The sequence below is a fragment of the Dehalogenimonas sp. W genome, from assembly GCF_037094495.1.
In the GTDB taxonomy this organism is placed as follows: Bacteria; Chloroflexota; Dehalococcoidia; order Dehalococcoidales; family Dehalococcoidaceae; genus Dehalogenimonas; species Dehalogenimonas loeffleri.
In genome coordinates, this window is the sequence record NZ_CP146612.1 from 82,781 (window position 1) to 105,059 (window position 22,279).

The following is a 22,279-nucleotide window of genomic DNA, read 5'->3' on the forward strand; positions in this document are numbered from 1 at the left end:
TGTTCTAGTCTATAAACCCTTTGGACTGCAGATAATCCCGGGCAACCACAGCGGCTGATTGCCCGTCAACGACTATTTTACCATTAAGCGTCTGTAAAGTTACCAGATCCAATGATGCAAAAACCGGATTCAATATCTGAGCAATCTCAGGGTACTGCGTCAACACTTCAGCGCGCACCAGTGGTGCCGGTGCGTAAATCGGTTGAACCCCCAGCGTATCTTCAAGAACGATGAGGTTGAAGGCATCCAGACTGCCGTCGGTGCCGTAGGCCATGGCGGCATTAACACCATCGGTGCCCTGAGCTGCGGCTTGTTCCGTCTGTGCGGTATCACCGCTGCCGACAATTATCAGTTGACCGGACGTCAGAGTAAAACCGTAGGCTGCTTCAAAAGCCGGCATGGCGACTTCACTGTCAAAAAACTCGGCAGAACCGGCAATCTTGAAATTGCCGCCGCCGTTGATATAATCAGCCAGGTCTTCCAGTGTTGCCAGACTATTGGCGTCAGCCAGAACCTGAGTAACCGCAATTGCCCAGGTGTTGTTAGCCGGAGCCGGGGTCAGCCATTCAATACCGTTGGCCGCATTATCCAGTTCCTTGACCCGGAGATAACCCTGTTGGGCGTCATTCCACACTGATGAGGCGGTTTCGTCAAAGAAAAACGCGCCGTTGCCGGTGTAGTCCGGATAAATATCAATTTCACCCGAGATGATGGCGCTACGCACCACCGAAGTAGTCCCGGTGCCGGTTTTGTCGGTAACCTCAAAGCCGTTGTCCCGTAGTAACAGAACTATCATCTGCCCCAGCAGGCCGCCTTCGGTGTCAATCTTGGAACCGACGGTAACGGATTTTACGATCGGTTCTTCTTCTGCCGGCTCGTTACTGCATCCGACCACCGCGCCCGACACGATCATTAGACCTGCCAGTAAAACCAGAAGTTTTTTCTTCATGGTTCCTCCTAAATAAAATCCAATGGGGCAAACACCAGTTTTTTCAATATATGGCAATATAGGAAATATGTCAATTTTAAGCGAACTAATCGTGTTTCAACCAGCCCCCAAATAATACTTGTTTTAGATTAAAACGAATGTTATACTTGAGGTAATTAAGTAGATCCCACACCTTTAATAAACAGTCCTGTGAGGCTGGCAAGGGAATCGGGAAGCGTGTTATTACGCCTCTTGCCGGCAAAGGTTGGCGAGAGGTTTTTTAATGCCCGCAAAAACGGTAATGAATCCGGAAGACATCCGGCGGACGCTGTCCCGCATCGCCCATGAAATCACCGAGCGCAATAAGGATACCTCAGCTCTGGTACTGGTAGGGATGCAAACCCGCGGTGTCCCCCTGGCTAACCGGCTGGCAGCCTTGATTCAAGGTTTTGAAGGCGTTCAAGTACCAGTTGGGGCGCTGGATTTCAGCCTCTACCGGGATGACCTTAACCGGCGTAATTTCAATCCGCAGGTCAAATCAACTGACATTCCGGTCAGTATTGACGACAAGATTATCATTCTGGTTGATGACGTGCTTTATACCGGGCGTTCCACCCGTGCCGCCATGGACGCTCTGATAGACTACGGCCGACCGCGAGTGATTCAACTGGCAGTGCTGATTGACCGCGGTCATCGGGAACTGCCGATTCGGGCTGATTATGTCGGAAAGAATATACCCTCCGCCGCCACCGAGGATATCAAGGTGAAGCTGGCAGAAACTGACGATACAGACGAAGTCATCATTGCCTCAGAGGAGGTGACGCCTTGACCGTCTCTGAAACTCCGGTTCCGAATACCACCGGCTGGCACCGCCGGCACCTGCTGGACGTGGACGATTTTACTGTCAGTGAATTCCAGATGGTTTTTCAAACCGCTGATGCCATGCGCGACGTTCTGGCCCGGCCGATCAAGAAGGTTCCGGCACTGCGCGGCCAGACCGTGGTCAATATGTTCTACGAGAACTCCACCCGGACCCGCGCTTCATTTGAAATTGCCGCCAAGAACCTGTCTGCTGACGTGCTGAACATCACCGCCTCGGCCTCCAGCGTTACCAAGGGCGAGAGTCTGATTGATACACTGAAAACGCTGGAAGCTCTGGGCGGCAACATCATTGTCATGCGCCATCAGTTGTCGGGAGCACCCAGCCTGGCCGCTCGTTACAGTCAGGCCGGCATCATCAACGCCGGCGACGGCTGGCACGCCCACCCGACACAGGCTCTGCTTGACCTGTACACCATAAGGCAGCACAAGGGAGAGTTTAGCGGCTTGAAGGCAGTCATCGTCGGCGATGTCCGCCACAGCCGGGTGGCCCACTCCAATATCTGGGGTATGACCCGGCTGGGTATGGAAGTTACGCTATGCGGACCGGCCACCCTGATGCCGTATGGCCTTGACGGGGAAACCGGAGAGTACCCCGGCGTAACCGTGGAAGCCGACATAGACCGGGCGCTTGAAGGTGCCGACGTGGTCATGACGCTGCGCCTGCAGCGGGAGCGCCAGCAAAGCGGTTTGCTGCCTTCGGTCAGGGAATACATCCGGCGTTTCCAGGTGACCTCGGGCAGACTCCAGCGGGCGAAGGGTAACGTACTGCTGATGCACCCCGGCCCGGTGAATGAAGACGTTGAACTAACCGCTGAAGCCGCCTGCGGCAGGCAATCAGTGATTGACGAGCAGGTAGCCAACGGCGTAGCGGTGCGCATGGCCATATTGTACCTACTGAGTGGAAGACAGGGCGAGTTATGAAAAATATTCTAATTACAAACGGCCGGTTGATAGACCCTGCCCTGGGTATTGACGGCAAACTGGATGTCGCACTGGCCGGTGGCAAAGTCGTCTGGACCGGCAACGGCCACCCACCGGAAGGACAATGGGAAATCATTGAGGCTGAAGGCAAAATTGTCGCCCCCGGCTTCATTGACCTGCACTGCCATTTGCGACAGCCCGGCTCTGAACATAAGGAAACCATCGCAACTGGAACTCAGGCAGCCGCTCGCGGCGGTTTTACCACCGTCTGTGCCATGCCGAATACCGACCCGCCGATTGATAATCAGGTAGCAACCGCCTTCATCCTGAACACAACGGCCGCAGAAGGTGCGGTAAGGGTGCTGCCGATAGGCTGTATCAGCCGAGGCCGCCGGGGTGAGCAGTTGGCGGAATTGGGCGAGATGGCGGAGTTCGGGGTCATCGGCTTTTCCGACGACGGCTCCAGCGTCCCCTCAGCCCGGCTGCTGAAGCAGGCCATGGAATACGCCTCTACCCTGGGGCTGCCGGTGCTGGAACACTGCGAAGAAATGAGTCTGGCAGAAGGCGGGCAGGTCAACGAAGGCATTATCGCCACGCGGCTGGGGTTAGCGGGCATCCCGAATGCCGCGGAGGATATCATCGTCGCCCGAGATATTGCCCTCGCCCGGCTCACCGGTGCCCGGCTGCACCTGTGCCATATCAGTACCCGGGGCGCGGTATCGCTTATCCGTCAGGCTAAAGCTGAGGGGATAAGGGTGTCGGCGGAGGTTACGCCACACCACCTGACGCTGACCGAGGCGCGTTGCCTGAATTATGAAACCAACGCCAAGGTTAACCCGCCGCTCCGGACCAGCGCAGACGTGGAAGCCTTAATTGCAGGATTGATTGACGGCACCATAGACGCCGTGGCTACCGACCACGCCCCCCATACCGATAATGACAAATGCTGCGAATTCAATCTGGCGCCGTTCGGCATTTCCGGCCTGGAGACGGCCTTCGGCAGCCTGATGAAACTGGTTCATACGGGCCGAGTACCGCTGGAATTGATTATTGAAAAGCTGACGGCCGCACCAGCCCGCATCATCGGTGGTCTTCACGGCATAACCGGTTCCTTGAAGCCGGGGGACCCGGCCGATGTGGTCATTCTGGACCCTAATGCCGAATGGACAGTGGATATCAGCGTATTTGTCTCCAAAGGCCGGAACACTCCGCTGGCCGGCGAACAACTCAAGGGTCAGGTTGCCTTGACCATCTATGGCGGCAAGATTATTTATCAAGCTGATTGAAATATGCAACGGAGAGGATCGGCTTCGGCCGGAACGAAAGGACAAGGATGATAAAGCGTGCGATACTGGTACTGGCCGATGGTACGGTTTATGAAGGCAACAGCTTCGGAGCCGAAAAAGACGCCGTCGGTGAGGTGGTTTTTGCCACCAGTATGACCGGCTACCAGGAGATGTTGACCGACCCGTCATTCGCCGGCCAGATATTAATTCCCACCTTTCCGCTGATTGGTAATTACGGCGTTAACCCGGCGGATTGGGAATCTGACCGGTTACAGGTGCGGGGCTTCGTCGTCAGGGAAGAATGCACTCAGCCATCCAACTACCAATGCGCCGCCGGCATAGATGATTATCTAAAACAGGGCGATATTCCCGGCGTCTGGGGACTGGATACCCGCGCCATCACCCGCAAACTGCGCAGCCACGGCGTGATGATGGGCATGATTACCACCGAAAAAACAACGGGACAGGCCGTGGAATACCTGCGGACGGTGCCGGATTACGGCACCACCGATTTCGTCAGAGAGGTCAGCACCAAAGCCGTCTATGACTGGGATTCGGCTGGTTTGCCGGCTGAAGCGCCCCGGGTCGCACTGCTGGATTTGGGTTGTAAATTCAACATCATGCGTATCCTCAGGAGCCATGGCTGTCGGGTAACCGTTTTCCCCTGTACCGCCACGGCTGCAGAAATGCTGGCCGTCAACCCCAGTGGCATTATGTTATCGCCCGGCCCCGGCGACCCGGAACTGTTGGATTACGCCGCGGCAACCGTCAAGACATTAACCGAAAGCGGAAAACCCATGATGGGTATCTGTCTGGGCAACCAACTGGTAGCCCGCGCCTTCGGCGGTCGCAACTTCAAGCTGAAGTTCGGCCACCGTGGCGGCAACCATCCCGTGAAAGACCTGGCCAACGGGCGCGTTCATATCACCGCCCAGAATCACGGCTATGCTGTGGACCCGGAGTCCATCCGCAACACTGGGTTAGAAATAACCCATATCAACCTTAATGACAATACGGTGGAAGGCATGCGCCATCAGACGCTGCCGATTTTTACCATCCAGTACCACAGCGAAGCGTCGCCCGGACCGCTGGATAATATTTACTTGTTTGAACAGTTTATGGAAATGATGGGAGCCCAATAAATGACTAAACCGTCTAAAGTTTTAATCATCGGCTCCGGACCGATTATCATCGGCCAGGCGGCGGAGTTTGACTACGCCGGTACGCAAGCGTGCAAAGCCATGCGTGAAGAAGGCGTTACCAGCGTCCTGGTAAACTCCAATCCGGCCACCATCATGACTGACGAAGAAATCGCTGATGTCGTCTACATTGAACCGCTGACGGTGGAGGCGGTAACCCGCATTATTGAACGGGAACGGCCTGACGGACTGCTGCCGACCCTGGGCGGACAGACCGGCTTGAATCTGGCGGTGGACCTGGCTGATGCCGGGGTACTGGAAAAATTCAACGTCCGCGTGTTGGGAACACCGATTGAAACCATCCGCAAAGCCGAGGACCGGGAACTTTTCAAACGGTTGCTGGATTCAATCGGCGAATATCAGGCACCATCCAAAACAGTGACCAACCTTACTGATGCCAGGCAAGTTGCGGCGGACATGGGTCTGCCGCTCATCATCCGTCCCGCCTACACGATGGGCGGCACCGGCGGCGGTATAGCTCAGACCATGGATGAATTTGAAGAGATTGCCAGCGGCGGCATCGCGGCCTCGCCGATACATCAGATACTGGTGGAAAAATCGCTGGCCGGTTGGAAAGAGATTGAATATGAGGTGATGCGGGATGCTGCGGATAATTGCATCACCGTCTGCAACATGGAAAATTTTGACCCGGTGGGCATTCATACCGGCGATTCCATCGTCATCGCCCCTTCCCAAACACTGACAAACAAGGAATACCAGATGCTGCGGACGGCCAGCATCAAGATAATCCGGGCGCTGGGCATTGAAGGCGGCTGTAACATCCAATACGCGCTGGACCCGGTGTCCGACAACTATTACGTCATTGAAGTCAATCCCCGAGTCAGCCGCAGTTCGGCTCTGGCCTCCAAGGCTACCGGCTATCCTATTGCCCGGGTGGCCGCCAAGATAGCAGTAGGTAAAACGCTGGACGAAATACCCAACGCAGTGACCGGAAAAACAGCCGCGTCCTTTGAACCGGCGCTGGATTATGTGGTGGTCAAGATACCCCGCTGGCCGTTTGACAAATTCGCCACCGGCGACCGTATTATCAACACCCAAATGAAGGCCACCGGCGAGGTCATGGCCATTGACCGCACCTTTGAGTCCGCACTGCAAAAGGCGGTGCGTTCCCTGGAATTCGGTAAAAAATCTATCCTATGGGAAGACCCGGAATGGACGATGGGCGACGACATCTCAGGTTATCCCCTGAAGCCGACCGATATCCGGTTATGGGCGATTATGGCGGCACTCCGGCGCGGCATCACCCCTGAACAGATATTTGAAGTTACCAGAATTGACCTGTGGTTCCTCAACAAACTGCTCAATATCGTCGGTATGGAAAAACGCCTCCTGTCGGAAACGCTCAATCCGGAGCTGATGCGACAAGCCAAACGACTGGGTTTCGGTGACAGCCAGATCGGCACTTTAGCCGACCGGTTGCCGGAGCAGGTCAGAGAACAGCGCAAGCAGTGGGGCATTCTGCCGACTTACAAGATGGTGGATACCTGCGCCGCAGAGTTTGATGCCGAAACGCCATACTTTTACTCCACTTATGAGTCTGAGAACGAAGCCGTACCGGACAATTGTGACAAAGCGCTGGTGGTCGGCTCCGGCCCAATCCGCATTGGTCAGGGTATTGAGTTTGACTATTGCTCGGTTCACGCGGCGATGGCTTTATCACAGGCCGGCTACCAGTCAATCATGGCCAACTCCAATCCGGAAACAGTGTCAACCGATTTTGATACCTCCAATCGGCTGTACTTTGAACCGTTAGACACCGAAAGCGTGCGCGACATTCTGGATAACGAAGACGCCGGATGTGACCGGGCTACCGCTTCCATCGTCCAATTCGGCGGACAGACGGCCATCAATCTGGCAGACCCGCTGACTAAAAACGGCAACCCTATTATCGGTTCTTCGTCCGAAACTATTGACCTGGCCGAAGACCGCCGCCGCTTTGAGGCCTTCCTGTCTGAGCTGGATATTCCTCAGGCGCCCGGAGCCGGAGTAACGACCCTGGACGAAGGTTTGAAGGTAGCGGACCTGATCGGCTATCCGGTGGTGGTGCGACCAAGTTATGTACTAGGCGGTCAGGCCATGGAAATCGTCAACGATGCCACTGAACTGGTCAGGTTCATGAAATATGCTATGGATCTGCAGACCGGTCACCCGGTGCTGATTGATAAATATCTCATTGGCAAAGAGGTGGAAGTAGATGCCATCGCCGATGGCGACCGGGTGCTGATCCCCGGCATCATGGAGCATATTGAACGTGCCGGAGTTCATTCCGGTGATTCCATGGCAGTTTATCCCGGTTTGAACCTGTCGGAGACCGAAACCGTCACCATCGTTGATTACACCACCCGTATCGGCCTGGGTTTGAATATTCGCGGATTGATGAATATCCAGTTTGTAATTACCAAAGAAGAAGGACAAAGCAAGGTGTATATTCTGGAGGTCAACCCCCGGGGGTCCCGCACCGTACCTTTCTTGTCCAAGGTTACCGGTGTACCGATGGTAGACGTTGCTGTTAATATCATGCTTGGTCGCAGTCTGAAGGAACAGGGGTACGAAGGCGGTCTGTGGCCGGCCAAACCACTGGTGGCCATCAAGGCGCCGGTGTTCTCCATGTCCAAACTGGTCGGCGTTGATACCTACCTCGGCCCGGAGATGAAGTCCACCGGTGAGGTGATGGGGATAGACCACGATTTCAATGGAGCCTTAATTAAGGCGTTAACGGCCGCCGGTCTGGCGCTGCCCGCCGAAGGCAACATCCTGCTGTCCATCGCCGACCGCGACAAGGCTGAAGCTCTGCCGCTGATCCGTAAACTTCACAACGCCGGCTATCATTTTTACGCTACTGAGGGCACCGCCGCTATGATAGAAACCGCCGGTTTACCGGTAAAGTTGATTTCCAAGAAACTGTCTGAAGGCCACCCGAACATTGTGGACATCGTCAGGAACGGAACGGTCAACAGCGTCATCAACACCGCTACCGGCGACCGTACTCCGCTCAGGGACGGGTTTCATATCCGTCGGGCGGCGGCGGAAAAGCGCGTTCCCTGCTATACATCACTGGATACGGCGCGGGTGGCAATTGACTCCATCAGCAATAAAGGTTGCCGCTATAATATCAAACCACTTACGGAATACCGCGATGGTTGATGCTAAACCGGTGCTCATTCAGGCACGGATAACGGCAAACAATCCGGTGATGCCCGGGGTCTTCCAGTTAAAGCTGCGTTGTCCTGAGATTGTTACTGCGGCACGGCCGGGGCAGTTCGTCATGATCAAATGCGGTGCTGACAGGCTGCTGCGCCGCCCGATTAGTATCTCCGGCACGGATATCGCCACCGGTGAAATAAGCCTGCTTATCGCCGCCGTCGGCAAAGGTACCGATTGGCTGGCGCAGCGAACGACCGGCGAACATTTGGATGTCCTCGGCCCGCTGGGTCGGGGTTTCAGCCTTGAGCCGGGCGCGGATAAGGTACTACTTATCGGCGGCGGCATGGGTATTGCCCCGCTCAATTTTCTGGCTGAGCAGGCTGCGGCTATGGGCAAAGCTGTCACCCTGGTTCTAGGTGCCCGTACCGGCGCCATGTTATGCCCGGCTTCCCACCTCCCGGAGGTGAATGAGCGTGTGCTGTGTACCGAAGACGCGTCAGTGGGCATCAAAGGCCGTGTAACTGAATGTCCCGATGATTATATTGCCGCAGCCGCTCAGATTTTTGCCTGCGGCCCTCTGCCGATGTACCGGGCACTGGCTAAGGATCCCCGTTTTAACTCCGGCAACATTCAGGTGTCGCTGGAAGTGCGCATGGCCTGCGGCACCGGCTTGTGTTACGGTTGCACCATCAATACCCGCGGTGGCCTCAGGCAAGTTTGCCGTCACGGCCCGGTTTTCAATATGAACGATATTCTCTGGGAAGAACTGGCGGATCTGTAACGAAAAACCCGAAAAGCAGCATTGTCTTCCGTGTGCCGATATATATTCCGGCATTTTACCCATCTCAGAAAGGATAATATTAAATCTGTGAATCCCATCCAAGAACCTCACCGGTCAGGGCGCGTTATCGTTATCGGCGGCGGGGCAGCCGGATTGATGGCTGCCGGACGTGCGGCCGAACTGGGCGCCGATGTTACTATAATTGAACGAATGGAAGCTCCGGGTAAAAAACTGCTGATTACCGGCAAAGGCCGCTGCAACATCACTAATTCTGCGCCGCTTAAGGAGTTCCTGAACGCCTTCGGCCCTAACGGCCGGTTTCTTTATGGCGCTTTTCATCGTTTCTTCCGTGATGACCTGCTGGATTTGATGCGTCGGTACGGGGTAGAAACTGAAGTTGAACGCGGCGGTCGCGTCTTCCCCGCATCGGATGCCGCAGCCGACGTGGTCGCAGCGTTGTTATCTTATGTCAACAATGGGGCAGCCATTAAACTTAACACCCGGGCAGCCGCCATTGAACACGATGACCAGGGGGTGACCGGCGTCCGCCTGGAAACCGGCGAATTATTAAAAGCCGGAGCCGTGATTCTGGCAGCCGGCGGAAGTTCTTTCCCGGCTACAGGTTCCGCCGGAGACGGCTTCCGGCTGGCCCGCATTGCCGGTCACCGGGTGAATAAATTATACCCGGCACTGGTGCCCCTGGTGCTCAAAGAAATGGGGTTCGCCCAGGCTTGCCAGGGGGTCAGTCTGGCCAACGTCCGTTTGACCGCCTTCGGCTGTGACCGGACAGCAGTGCCTGATATGACCATCAACTATGATTACGGCCGCGGCACCAAACACGAAAAACCTCCGGTTCCCATGATTGAAAGCCGCTTCGGAGAGATGTTGTTTACCCACTTCGGCATCGGCGGGCCGATAACCCTGCTAATGAGTCAGGCGGTTGCCAGGGCGCTGGACGATGGCCCGGTCACAATAGTTATTGACCTCAAGCCGGCGCTGACCAATAAGGTTTTGGACGCCAGACTGCAACGGGAATTTGCCGCCGCTCCCCGGCGGCAGTTACCGGCCCTGTTGCGCCAGCTTTTACCGGAAAAGATGGTGGAACCCATTGCCATTCTTTCCACCATCCCTCCGGGCAGAACGGCCGCCACCATCACCGCCGAAGAACGCCACGGACTGGTAAAACTGCTTAAAAACCTGTCTTTTGAAGTCAAAACACCGCTGCCGCTGACCGCAGCCATGGTGACCGCCGGCGGAGTGGAACTAACTGAGATTGACCCGCGCAGCATGTCTTCCAAACTGCTGAACGGACTTTATCTGGCTGGAGAGGTACTGGATCTTGATGCCGACACCGGCGGTTATAACCTCCAGGCGGCTTTTTCTACCGGCTGGGTCGCGGGAGAAGCCGCGGCGGCTTTTGCCCGGCAGCAATAGTTCAACTTCGGTCGCTGCAGGGTTATAATAGAGCTGTATGAAAAAGATAGCCGTGCTGACCAGCGGCGGAGACGCGCCGGGCATGAACGCCGCCATCCGGGCGGTAACTCGTTGCGGTATCGCCGCCGGTTGGAAAGTCATCGGCGTTAACCACGGGTATACCGGTCTTATTAACGGTGACTTCCGCCTTCTGGGCCCCCGGGATGTTTCCGGAATCATTCAAGCCGGCGGCACCATGTTGGGCTCCAGCCGCTCACTGGAGTTTGAAACTGAGGCCGGACGACAGCAAGCTCTCAGTAAACTTAAAGATCAGGAAATAGATGCCCTGGTGGTCATCGGCGGCAACGGCTCGCAGATCGGGGCCCACCTGTTGCATCAGGCCGGTTTCCCGGTGGTCGGTGTGGCGTCCACTATTGATAACGACCTGTATGGTACCGACCAGAGCATCGGCGTGGATACGGCACTGAATATCGCACTAGAAGCCATTGATCGCTTGAAGGTTACCGCCTCATCCCACCAGCGGGCGCATATCGTAGAGGTCATGGGGCGGCATCAGGGTTATCTGGCGCTGATGGCCGGTATCGCCGGTGGTGCCGAATATGTGGTGTTGCCGGAGATAGGCACCAGCCCGGAGCATATCGCCGAGGCCATTAAAACCAGCTACCACCGCGGAAAATCCCACTGCCTGATCGTGGTAGCCGAAGGTGCACACTGGAACGCCCAGAAATTACTGCATCATTTCAACAACAATACCGAACTGGGATTTTCCCTGCGAGCCACCATTCTAGGGCACGTCCAGCGAGGCGGTGCACCGACCGCTTTTGACCGTCTACTGGCCACCCGCACCGGCGCGGCGGCGGTGACCGAACTGGAAAACGGCCAGGCCGGATTGCTGCTGGGTTTGTCTTGCGGTGAAATTAAGGCTACGCCGTTGGAAGCGGTTGCCGGGAACCGGAAACAACTGGACCTGTCGCTGTTGGAAATAGCGGCAAAACTGGCGGGATAGAAGTTTGACAATCCGACCCCGGATTATTACAGTTAATCAATGACAACACTTATTCTGACCCGCCGCGATGTTGCCCACCTGCTTACCATGCCGGAAACACTTAGTGCCGTTGAAGGAGCCTTTTCCGCCTACGCCAGCGGTACCGCACTGATGCCGCCCAAAGCCTACCTAACTCTGGACAACGGTGATTTCCGCGCCATGCCCGCCGCGGTGCCGGGGGCGGCCGGCATGAAATGGATTAATGTCCACCTGGGAAACAGTAGCATAGGCTTACCCAGCATCATGGGGATTATTATCTACTCCGATCCGAACACCGGCTATCCGTTGGCCATAATGGATGGGACCGAAATCACCGCCTACCGCACCGGGGCCGCCGCGGCCATCGCCAGTCGCCAACTGGCCAAAAGAGACGCACGGGTGCTGGGACTAATCGGTGCCGGACACCAGGCTGATACCCAGATTAAAGCCCATCTGGAATATTTTCAATTTGATGAGATACGCGTCTTTGACCGCTCTCCGGAATCCGCCGGGCGTTTAGTGGAGCGCTTCCCTGAACTGCCCCTTACCGTAACCAGCCTAGAGAACGTCTGCGGCGCCGATATCATCTGCACACTGACGCCGTCAAGGACGCCATTTCTGAAGTACCGCTGGCTGAAACCGGGAGCCCACATCAACGCCATCGGCGCTGATGCATCGGGCAAGCAGGAATTGGAATTTGAGGTACTGCTGAACGCCAGAGTTGTCGTTGATGACGTCTACCAGGCCACTCACGCCGGCGAACTAAATATGTCCATCGCCGCAGGCACCTTCAACGAAAGCCGAATATACGCCACGCTGGGCGAATTGACCGCCGGATTAAAGACCGGTCGTACTGAGGATGAAACTATCACGGTGTTTGATTCCACCGGTCTGGCCATTCAGGATATCGCCTGCGCCCGGTATATCTATTACAAAGCCGGACAACAGGGTGCTGGCCAGGCTTTTGACCTGATCGGCGTCTGACCCGCGACGTCAACGCGTAAACCACTACCCGTCAGCCAACCGAACTGCCCGCCTTTTTGTCTTCTGACGTTATTAATTGTAAAGGCACCAGAAACCAGCTACAATAGGTTCAAATTATTAAGATTTTACGAACGTGAAACAAGACCATTCCGAAAAGCTACCGTCGGTTGCGCCTGATTCCCGCCAAGCGGAGGGTCCCTGCCGTACAATCCTGGATAACGCCCCTGATGCCATAATCCTCTGGGAGTTCTGCGGGGCTGACCAGCCTTTCCGTATTGTTGAAGCCAATAGAAGTGCCTGCGAACGATTTGGCTATAGCCGCCAGGAAATGTTAGGCCTGACCGGCCGGGAATTGAATGCACCGGATAGTTACATCAATGTCGGTGACATATCCCGACTCTTGTCTGAACGGGGCTACGCCGTCTACGAGATGGCGCATCTGAGCAAAGACGGACGGCGCATTCCTGCCGAGGTCGCCGGTCAGCAGTTCCAACTTGACGGCAAAACCATGGTCGTGTCCGTCATCCGGGATATTACCGAGCGAAAACGATTGGAACTGCGCAATCAGGGGTTGACTTCCTTCCCACTGGCCAACCCCAATCCAGTGTTACGGGTCAACCCGGATGGTAAAATCACCTTCGCCAATCCAGCCTCCGCGCCTTTGCTTGTACAATGGCAACCCGGCACCGACGGCCGGTTGCCGGCCCCATGGCCTGATATTATCGGTGAAGTGTTCCGCTCCGGTTGCCGGAAGATAACGGAAATCACCTGCCGCAACCAGGTATTTTCCTTAACCCTGAATCCGGACGTAGAAAATAGCTACATCAACCTTTACGCCCTTGACATTACTGATCGCCGGCGGATGGAAGACGAAATCAAGGAAAAGCGGGATTTTCTGGAGCGCCTGAATGACTCACTGCCGGAAGCTGTTTTTAACCTGGATCACCCGGGACACCGGATAGTATACGTTAATCAGCAGGTCAGTAAGATATACGGATATACTCCCCGGGAATGCCTCGGCCAGACAATGGAGTTCCTGTTTAACTCGCCGGAGGATTTCCAAGATTATGACGGTGAATTAACCCGGTCCATTGAACGTGATGAACATTACCGGGCTTTTGAGTTGTTCCAGCAGAACAAAAACGGAGAGCGATTTCCCTGCGAAATTATCCAGAACTTTACCCATCGGCCGGACGGTTCTCTGGGAATCATCATCATTGTCCGGGACATCAGCGAGCGCCGGCAAGCCCAGGCGGAAATTGAAATTTACCAACATCATCTGGAAGACATGGTTCTGGAACGAACCCGGGAACTGGAGCTGGAGATAAAATCCCGGTTGAAAGCCGAGGCGGAACTTAGAGAACTGTTTGAAAGAGAACGTTCCCTGAGTACGGAACTAAAAAAGCAAATTGAGGAACGATTGCTGTTCACCCGCGGCCTGGTGCATGAACTGAAAACGCCGCTGACGCCGCTGATTACCGCGTCTGATTATCTGGAACAACATCTAAACGATGACACTGCCCGCAGTTTCGCTCATAACATTCATACCGGCGCTTTGAATATGGAAAAAAGGGTCAACGAATTACTGGACCTGGCTCAAGGCGAAGTGGGCACGCTGAAAATCCATCCGTCCCGATTTAACCTGAATGAACTCCTGGTCAGTATCGTGGGATATATGCGGCCGGATGCCGAACGGCGGAACCAGCGGTTGGAACTGAACCTGCCGGAGCAGCAATTATTCCTCAATGCCGACCCCGACCGTTTGCGTCAGGTGATTTCCAATTTACTGGCCAATTCCTTCAAGTTCACCCGGCGCGGCGGCTGGGTCAAACTGACGGTTGAAGAAGAAGAAGAATCCGTGGTAATCAGTGTCACAGACAATGGTTCCGGCATTGACGAATCCGAACAACCCTTTGTTTTCCAGGCCTATCATCGCGGTCAGACTTCGGAAAAAAGCCGCTTAAGCGGCCTGGGATTGGGCTTGACCCTTTCCCGGATGTTCGTGGAACTCCACGGCGGACGGATCTGGTTTGAATCAAGCAAAGGCGAAGGCAGCACCTTTTATGTCAAAGTCCCCATCAATAAGCAAGGAGAAAAAGATGAAAATACTCATCGTTGAAGATGACAGCGCCATCGTGGAACTGGTCAGCCTGTGCCTCAAAGTCAGCTGGCCGGAGGCCCACATCCTTTACGCCGGTCTGGCGGAGGAGGGGCTTGAACTCGCCGAACAGGAAAACCCGGACCTGATCATACTGGATCTGGGTTTGCCGGACAAAAGCGGCCTGGAGCTGCTCAAGGAACTGCGTCAGAGTTCGGCGGTACCGGTGATTATCCTGACGGTGAGGAACGAGGAATCTGATGTCGTCCGGGGCTTGGAACTTGGCGCCGACGACTACATCACCAAACCGTTCCGGCAGATGGAGTTCGTATCCCGCGCCAAGGCCTTATTGAGACGCCAGAAAGCCGTGGACACCAGTTTGCCTATTACTATCGGCCCGTTGCATTTTTCAGCGTCCCGCCGCCAGATTACCGGTAACTGTAAAAGCATCAGAGTGACCAATACCGAAGGAAAAATGTTATATTTACTGGCTCAGAACCGGGGAAAAGCGGTCTCCCATGATGCCATTTCCCTGGCTATCTGGGGCGAAACGACTCCCGATGCCGCCAATTCCATCCGGGTGCACATGCGTAATTTACGACAGAAATTGGCGCAATTGGACCTCGGTGACCTCATCGCCACGCGCTCCGGCGCTGGTTACCTGATGAAAAAGTAGTCCGGCATTTTTAAACCTGACCCGCGGCGGTCGTAACAACACATTCCGGCCGCCGTTGTTATTCCTGATTCCAAACCGATGCTACCGGGAGCAGTACGGTGAAAACAGCTCCGCCGTCCGGATTGTTATCAGCATAGATCTGGCCGTAGTTTTGGGTCACGATACCGTGGCATACTGACAAGCCGAGACCGGTACCTTGCCCAACTTCCCGCGTGGTGAAAAACGGGTCAAACACCCGTTTAAGGTCTTCCTCCGGTATGCCGGAACCGTTGTCGCTAAAACTGACTGCAACTTTATCTGCCATCAGCCAAGTTGTAATGACCAATTGTCTGGGCTGATTTTTCGCTTTGAGTTCAGTCACCGCATTTATAATGACATTCAAAAAAACCTGTTGTATCTGGGCGGCATCAACAAAAAACGGCGGTAAATCCTCCGCCATGTCAGTCACCAGGTTAATCCCGTAATGCTCCAACTCGCAGGTCTGCAGTTCCACAGTTTCCCGGACCAGGCAATTGACGTCCACCGCTTCCCGCACCTGTAAGCGAGAGCCGGCAAAGGTCATCAGCCGCCGGACAATACCGGCCACCCGCTGGGCACTGGTATTGATGACTTCAACATCCTCCACTATTGATTCAGGGAGCTCCTGCTGAGACAGTAATTGAGCAAAGCCGATTACAGCCGTTAGAGGATTATTGATTTCGTGAGCAATACCGGAGGCCATTTCGCCGATACTGGCCAGATGCGCCGCCAGGTTCGCCTGTTTTTCATATTTCAGCCGATCTGCTTCGGCCTGTTTCTGTGTGCTGATATCGGTCAATACCCCGACAACAGTGACGATATGTTCATCAATGAATGCTTCCAGCCCAAGAATGACCGGCAGCTTGATGCCGTCAGCAGTTAATATTTGGCACTCTCTGGGCGGAATTTCTTCCCCTGCCAGCCGACGGGCCAGGTCTTGGGCGACCAGCGGCCGGCAATCATCTAAAAACAGCTGGATGATATCATAGCCGTCTTCCAGTGATACCTTGCTTAGATACCCTGACGCCTGTTCAAAACGACGGTTGGCGAAGGTTAATTCTCCATTTTTCAAAACAAACACCATGCTGGGCAAAAGTTCAGCCAGCGTACGGAACCGCCGTTCCGACTGCTGTAATGCCTGAGCGGCCAGTTGCCGTTCGGTGATATCCCTCAATACCTGAATAAAGCTATAACTGCCGTCGGCTTCCAGCAACGGAGCTACGGCCACTTCATAATATTTGTTGTTGATAAAGGTAATCCGGTCCGGCATACGGGTCCGGGCATTCACCTCCGGCATGGGGCAATTCTCACAGGGGTCTTTTTGACCCAGCACCGCGTAGCAGGTGTCGCCGATGTTCGCCCCGAAGCGCCGGCGTGCCGAGCGATTCATGAAGGTAATCTGCTTGTCACGGTTGACAATGATGACGCTGTCGCCCATGCTTTCCAGCCAGGCCTCAACACTACGGCGAACCGCCTGGCTGTCACGGTACAGCCGGGCATTTTCCAGGTTCACCGCCAGATGGCCTGCCAGGGCCAGTACCGCCCGCCGGTCTGGCTCTAAATAATCACCCCTCAAACGGGGACCAACAACGATAATTCCCACCAGCCGTCCGCCGCCGGCAGCAACCGGCACCACCAGTCTGGCATCCAGACTCTCCAGAAAACCAACTTCGGATGAACTCAGGTTCTGAAGTTCCGGCAAGGTATTTATTTCCTGCATATTCACTGTTTTTCGCTGCTGCTCCAGCCAGGAAACCAGCCCGCCCTGGCGTCGTAGTTTATAGCCCACGGCTTCTTTGGTGGGATGACAAGCCGAAACAACGAAGTTGTCATCATCGCGTTCCGGCAGCAAAAGCCAGGCGATGCGGCATTCCAGCGCACCGGAGATAAGCTCAACGACCCGATTGTCCATTGCCTCCGGATTGGCGATACTCTGGGTTTCACGAATAAATTCGTCAAGGTCTTTCAGATAATCGTAACGCCCGGCATAGTAGATACGGTCAATATGGTGCAATGCCCAGCGAAAAACCGGCCAGGAACTCCCTGCCAAAAAAATAAACAGGGCCACCAATATCCAGACATGTTCGCTTAAAACCACCAGTTGCCCGACCAACCATACTACGGCAATATACGGCAGCCCCACGACAACGGCTGTCACCAGATAGGCCAGAGCCCGGCGGGGGAATACCTGGTCAGTCAGAAATTCACGAAAGGCCATACCCACCCCTTGTGGACCCGTTTAATACAGCACCCCGGTGTGTCTTTACCACGTTTAACACCATTCACCTCACGTTTCATAGAGCGGTAACAGTGGACGGAAACGTTACGTTTTGTATCTTTTAGTTATTATCCATTTTACCCTAAACAGTATTATTGTCAATATATTTCTCTGTTTAAGTACAATAGTACTCTATACTAAACGTTAGTACTGGTATCGTTTAGAAATAAGTCGGGGAATTAACAGGTGGTGCCTGGTACTTTTGGTCATAAAAAGCAGGAAAAATGCGATATTAACGGAAGGGTTTGAAATGACGATCCAGAAACGAACTGACGCTTTCCTGGATAACGGGGTAATCATGCCAGTTGTAGTCATGGCCCGGAGCGCCGATATACAGCAGTACACTACCCGGTGACTGAGCGCTTCGGCCGAACAGCGCCATTATGTTGGCGGTGATCGCCCTGCGCCAGTGACCGTAACTGAAGGCATCCGGCGTTTTGCCGTTGGAACGCATACTTAAAATACGGTCGTTGAGAAAAGTTTCATACCAGAATGGCGGACCAAACTCTAAACTGTACAACCGCGGATCTTCCGGCAACAGCCGCATTACCTGGTTGGACATCACCGTTCCGTTGCTTTCAGAGGTTAAAAGGATTTGGAGGTTCGGCAAATGACGCCGCAAAAAACTCAAACGCAAAGCCAGCTCTTTAGGTTTGGCGATTGATTTGGCGCCGGCGTTTAAAATTTCACTGACATAGCCTCGTACACCGCGATAAGCCCGCTGGTAACTGAGTACAGTCACCCGGCACCCATCGGAAACTAGCTTCTCTTCAATGGCGTCGATGATGGTTGCGTACCCGGAAGCTTTGTCCAGATTGGACCAGCCATAGCCCCCGGAATTAAACAGCACAAAAACATCTGTTGTCAGTAATTCCCGGTAAGTGGCCAGCATATCAGTTGCCAGGCGCAACTGTTTTTTTCGGTCATGCCGGTGTGCCGCTATAGCCGTAGCCAAAGCATCATCACGGACACCCTTAGGCAGTTCTAGCGGTGAACCGGCCGGCAGAAAAGCACCATTGCGAGCCTGCCGCATGGTACCGGGTTCCGGCACCTGCCAGCTCAAGGCAGTTAATACCACTGCGGCGACAGCGAATAATACGAGGTAAATCATGCCCGGCGTTTAACCCTGGTCAGAAGAGCCGAGGCGAACAATGGCAGTATTCAATTTTTCAATGGCCTCATCTATTTCCTGTTGGGTAATATTCAAAGCCGGCATCAACCTTAAGGCATCCGGTTTAACGTTATTCACCAGCAGACCGTTTTCCAAACACCGTTTGGCCAGCGCCCCGGCTATATCACCGTTAAGTTGAACAGCAATAAGCAGCCCTTTGCCGCGAACACCGGCGATCATATTGGGGTGCTTCTCCTTCAGACGCATCAACCGCTCTGTAAGGTATCGCCCCATATCAAGCGCATTGCGCGAAATATCGTTTTCAATCACATACTTAACGGTGGCATAGGCGGCGGCGCAGGTTACCGGATTGCCGCCGAAAGTGGAACCATGCTCGCCGGCCGTGAATACGGAATACTTGTCTTTAGCCATAATAGCGCCAATGGGCAAACCACCGCCCAATCCCTTGGCTAATGTCATGATGTCAGGTTCCACATCATATGACTGATAGGCAAAAAGCGTGCCGGTGCGGCCGATGCCGGTTTGAATTTCATCAAAAATCAAGACTAAACCCTTTTCATCACACCAGCGGCGCACACCTTTGAGGTATTCCGGCGATGGCACGTTGACGCCGCCTTCACCCTGCACTGGCTCCAGCATCACGGCGCATACTGTTCCAGTGGTGGCCTGTTTGATAGCCTCCAGATTATTGAACTCCACATTGATGAACCCGGACGGCAGCGGGGTATACGGCTGCTGATACTTCTGCTGTCCGGAGGCGGAAACCATAGCTAATGTCCGCCCGTGAAATGACCCGGTTACAGTGACAACCTCATAGGCACCATTCAGATGCAGTTTGCCGTAACGCCTGGCCAGCTTGACCGCGCCTTCAGAAGCCTCAGCGCCGGAATTACCAAGAAATATTTTGTCCAGACAACTGTTTTCCACCAGTAACTCTGCCAGCTTTAATTGAGGAAGGGTGTAATAATGATTGGAAGTCTGGATCAGTTCGGCGACCTGTTGCTGGACGGCGGTCACCACTGCCGGATGACAATGTCCCAAGGCATTCACCGCCCAACCGGCAACAAAGTCCAGATAGCTCCGTCCCTGTTCATCCCAGACGTAACTGCCGGCACCTTTGACAATAGTCAGTGGCGCCCGAACCACGGTGCTCATGAAATATTTCTTTTCCAGTGCGACCCAATCCATTTAATCCATCCTCCGGATTTTACGCGATAATAGAAGTTCCGTTCAGCCCATTAATAACTTCATTGTACAGGATGTGAGGTTCCCGCCCATCAATAATGCTGGTTACAGTACCAGCGGCGCTGGCCCGCCGGGCGGCGCGGATCTTGGGCACCATACCGCCGGTGGCTACACCGGTAGTTACCATTATCTCGGCTTCCAGAGCAGTGATTGAACGGATAAGGTTATTCTCCGCATCTTTTATGCCGGGTACATCGGTGAGAAAAACCAAGCGGGCGGCCTGCAAGGCCGCGGCCAGCTCACCGGCTACCGGGTCACCGTTGATATTCAGCAAACGGGTCTGATTGTCGCCGGCATTCAACGACACCGGGGAAACAACCGGCACCATATTATTATCCAGCAATGTCTGCAGCAAAGTCGGGTCCACCAGCTCCGCATCGCCCATGTAACCCCAGTCAACACCGCGAACCTTGCCGCTGATAAGAGCCCCGTCAACGCCGGAAATACCGACAGCCTTAACACCGAGACTCAACAAATGAGCGACCGTCTCTTTATTAACCAGCCCGCCCAACACCGCAGCAACCACTTCCAGGGTATCCAGGTCGGTCACCCGTTCACCATCATGAATGCGGGTGGCGATACCAAGACGCTTCAGCCAGCCGTTAACCGTTGCCGCCCCACCGTGTACGACCACAGGCCGATAACCCTCATTTTTCAATCGCGCCACGTCTTCCAGCGAAGTATCCCTGCTGCCCAGCACCGAGCCGCCCAGCTTAATTACAATCGTCTTATCCATCAGCCAATCCTAAAAATAACAACACCTTTTTGTTCTTCCTCAGGTGGAATAATCCGCGTTAATACGAATATATTCCTCACTCATATCGCAACCCCATCCGGTAAGAGAACTGGATCCCGACCCCAAATCCAGACAGAGCGAGACCTCCCGACCTGACATCAGGGCAGCAGCCGAGGACTTATCAAATTCCACCGGCTGGCCCTGGTGAATCACTTTAATATCCCCAATAGTCAGACTCAGGCGCTCAATTTCAATATCCACCCCGCTGCGGCCGGCTGCGGCTACAATGCGCCCCCAATTTGGGTCTCCGCCGTGAACGGCAGTCTTGACGAGCGGTGATGATAACACCGTCCGGATTATTTTACGGGCATCTTCGTCAGAAGTAGTCCCCCTGACTTCAAGCTCTACTAACCGGGTTGCCCCTTCCCCGTCACGGGCGATAGCTTTGGCCAGATAAACACAAACATATTCCAACGCGGCAGAAAATGCTTCATATGCATTGGTATCCGGTTCTATCGTCGTGCCGGAAAGCCCGTTTGCCAGTAAAAACACACTATCATTGGTGGAGGTATCACCGTCAACGGAAATAAGGTTAAAAGACCGCCCGACCTTCTGCCACAACAGTTCCCGAAGCAACCTGGGGTCAGGCGCTGCGTCGGTGGTAATAAAAGCCAGCATCGTGGCCATATCCGGATGTATCATCCCTGAACCCTTGGCACAACCCCCGACGGTAAAACCAAACTCCGGAACTGAAACCGCGATTTCCTTGGGCACCAAGTCAGTGGTCATGATGGCGCGGGCAAAATCATGTCCGCCATCGTCGGAAAGGGCTATCCGGTCAAGCCCGGCTTTAATCCTATCCATCGGCAATTGACGTCCGATAACCCCGGTGCTGGCGACCAAAACCTCATCCTCAGCAATGCCCAAGTTGTCCGCCGCCCGGCGGGTCATCGCCCCGGCGTTCTCATAACCCAGACTCCCGGTGCCGGCGTTAGCACACCCGGCGTTAACCACAATGGCACGGCTGCGGCCGCTTTTCAGACGTTTTTCAGAGAGAACCACGGGAGCGGCCCGAAATCTGTTACGGGTAAAAACGCCGGCAGCACTGGCTGGTGGTTCTGTAACCAGTAAAGCCAGATCAAGCGCACCAGGTAAAGACTTAATGCCGGCCGAAACCGTTCCAGCGGAAAATCCGACTGGAGAAGTTACGGAACCATCAATGACAACAGTTATCCCGGTGTTCATAAGGTGATGCTAGAATATAGCATAGCCTGATACACAGGGCAAAGGTAGCGAATGTTAAAATCTGTACTTGCCTGGCCAAACTGCGCAATACGGCAAGCAGTTGTAGTATTGCTGTTTCACAATAATGCCATATATTAGTTTAAGTCAAGAGTATTTTCAATGAATATTACGGCATAATCCTTTTGATACTGCCAATATTTTTTCAGAATAAAATTAGCCAAGGACTAATCCTTATGATATACTCATG

The 22,279-nt window shown here is 54.4% G+C and carries 17 protein-coding genes; 11 read left to right on the top strand and 6 right to left on the bottom strand.

Features of this window, described 5'->3' with window-relative positions; translation table 11 throughout:
* Positions 1–4: 4 nt before the first annotated feature.
* Complete coding sequence (locus tag V8247_RS00400; protein WP_338737631.1) at positions 5–949, bottom strand: ABC transporter substrate-binding protein; 945 nt, start codon at positions 947–949, stop codon at positions 5–7.
* 262 nt (positions 950–1,211) lie between these two features.
* Between V8247_RS00400 and pyrR the strand changes: the two genes are divergently transcribed.
* From pyrR to V8247_RS00455, 11 genes are all read left to right on the top strand, one after another.
* Positions 1,212–1,757 carry a bifunctional pyr operon transcriptional regulator/uracil phosphoribosyltransferase PyrR gene (gene pyrR, locus V8247_RS00405; RefSeq protein WP_338737633.1) on the top strand — a complete coding sequence of 182 codons (546 nt, stop codon included), beginning with the start codon at positions 1,212–1,214 and terminating at the stop codon, positions 1,755–1,757.
* Positions 1,754–2,731 (top strand): aspartate carbamoyltransferase catalytic subunit, encoded by a 978-nt coding sequence (locus tag V8247_RS00410; protein ID WP_338737635.1) that lies wholly within the window; start codon positions 1,754–1,756, stop codon positions 2,729–2,731. Before pyrR ends, V8247_RS00410 begins: the two co-directional genes overlap by 4 nt.
* Entirely contained in the window at positions 2,728–4,017 is a 1,290-nt protein-coding gene (locus V8247_RS00415) for a dihydroorotase (RefSeq protein WP_338737637.1), read from the top strand. Before V8247_RS00410 ends, V8247_RS00415 begins: the two co-directional genes overlap by 4 nt.
* A gap of 47 nt (positions 4,018–4,064) precedes the next feature.
* Positions 4,065–5,159 (top strand): glutamine-hydrolyzing carbamoyl-phosphate synthase small subunit, encoded by a 1,095-nt coding sequence (gene carA, locus V8247_RS00420; protein ID WP_338737640.1) that lies wholly within the window; start codon positions 4,065–4,067, stop codon positions 5,157–5,159.
* On the top strand, positions 5,160–8,381 hold the full coding sequence (gene carB, locus V8247_RS00425; protein ID WP_338737644.1) for a carbamoyl-phosphate synthase large subunit: 3,222 nt from the start codon (positions 5,160–5,162) through the stop codon (positions 8,379–8,381).
* Positions 8,374–9,162: a dihydroorotate dehydrogenase electron transfer subunit gene (locus tag V8247_RS00430; RefSeq protein ID WP_338737646.1), complete on the top strand. Its 789-nt coding sequence runs from the start codon at positions 8,374–8,376 to the stop codon at positions 9,160–9,162. Before carB ends, V8247_RS00430 begins: the two co-directional genes overlap by 8 nt.
* Before the next feature lie 30 nt (positions 9,163–9,192).
* Positions 9,193–10,596 (top strand): aminoacetone oxidase family FAD-binding enzyme, encoded by a 1,404-nt coding sequence (locus tag V8247_RS00435; RefSeq protein WP_338737648.1) that lies wholly within the window; start codon positions 9,193–9,195, stop codon positions 10,594–10,596.
* Positions 10,597–10,633: 37 nt separating this feature from the next.
* A complete protein-coding gene (locus tag V8247_RS00440; RefSeq protein ID WP_338737650.1) occupies positions 10,634–11,602 on the top strand; it encodes an ATP-dependent 6-phosphofructokinase in 969 nt (322 codons plus the stop codon).
* A gap of 39 nt (positions 11,603–11,641) precedes the next feature.
* On the top strand, positions 11,642–12,604 hold the full coding sequence (locus V8247_RS00445) for an ornithine cyclodeaminase family protein (RefSeq protein WP_338737652.1): 963 nt from the start codon (positions 11,642–11,644) through the stop codon (positions 12,602–12,604).
* A gap of 133 nt (positions 12,605–12,737) precedes the next feature.
* On the top strand, positions 12,738–14,723 hold the full coding sequence (locus V8247_RS00450; protein ID WP_338737655.1) for a PAS domain S-box protein: 1,986 nt from the start codon (positions 12,738–12,740) through the stop codon (positions 14,721–14,723).
* Positions 14,704–15,378 (top strand): response regulator transcription factor, encoded by a 675-nt coding sequence (locus tag V8247_RS00455; protein ID WP_338737657.1) that lies wholly within the window; start codon positions 14,704–14,706, stop codon positions 15,376–15,378. Before V8247_RS00450 ends, V8247_RS00455 begins: the two co-directional genes overlap by 20 nt.
* Before the next feature lie 58 nt (positions 15,379–15,436).
* On the opposite strand, the gene V8247_RS00460 is transcribed toward V8247_RS00455, so the two are convergent.
* The 5 genes from V8247_RS00460 to argJ form a co-directional block, all read right to left on the bottom strand.
* Positions 15,437–17,614 carry an ATP-binding protein gene (locus tag V8247_RS00460; RefSeq protein ID WP_338737659.1) on the bottom strand — a complete coding sequence of 726 codons (2,178 nt, stop codon included), beginning with the start codon at positions 17,612–17,614 and terminating at the stop codon, positions 15,437–15,439.
* A 292-nt stretch (positions 17,615–17,906) separates the two neighbouring features.
* Complete coding sequence (locus V8247_RS00465; protein ID WP_338737661.1) at positions 17,907–18,785, bottom strand: hypothetical protein; 879 nt, start codon at positions 18,783–18,785, stop codon at positions 17,907–17,909.
* Between the two features lie 9 nt (positions 18,786–18,794).
* On the bottom strand, positions 18,795–19,994 hold the full coding sequence (locus V8247_RS00470) for an aspartate aminotransferase family protein (protein WP_338737663.1): 1,200 nt from the start codon (positions 19,992–19,994) through the stop codon (positions 18,795–18,797).
* Between the two features lie 19 nt (positions 19,995–20,013).
* Positions 20,014–20,787 (bottom strand): acetylglutamate kinase, encoded by a 774-nt coding sequence (gene argB / locus V8247_RS00475; protein WP_338737665.1) that lies wholly within the window; start codon positions 20,785–20,787, stop codon positions 20,014–20,016.
* 39 nt (positions 20,788–20,826) lie between these two features.
* The gene (argJ, locus tag V8247_RS00480; RefSeq protein ID WP_338737667.1) at positions 20,827–22,032 is read right to left on the bottom strand and encodes a bifunctional glutamate N-acetyltransferase/amino-acid acetyltransferase ArgJ; all 1,206 of its coding nucleotides are present in this window, start codon (positions 22,030–22,032) and stop codon (positions 20,827–20,829) included.
* Between the last annotated feature and the right edge of the window lie 247 nt (positions 22,033–22,279).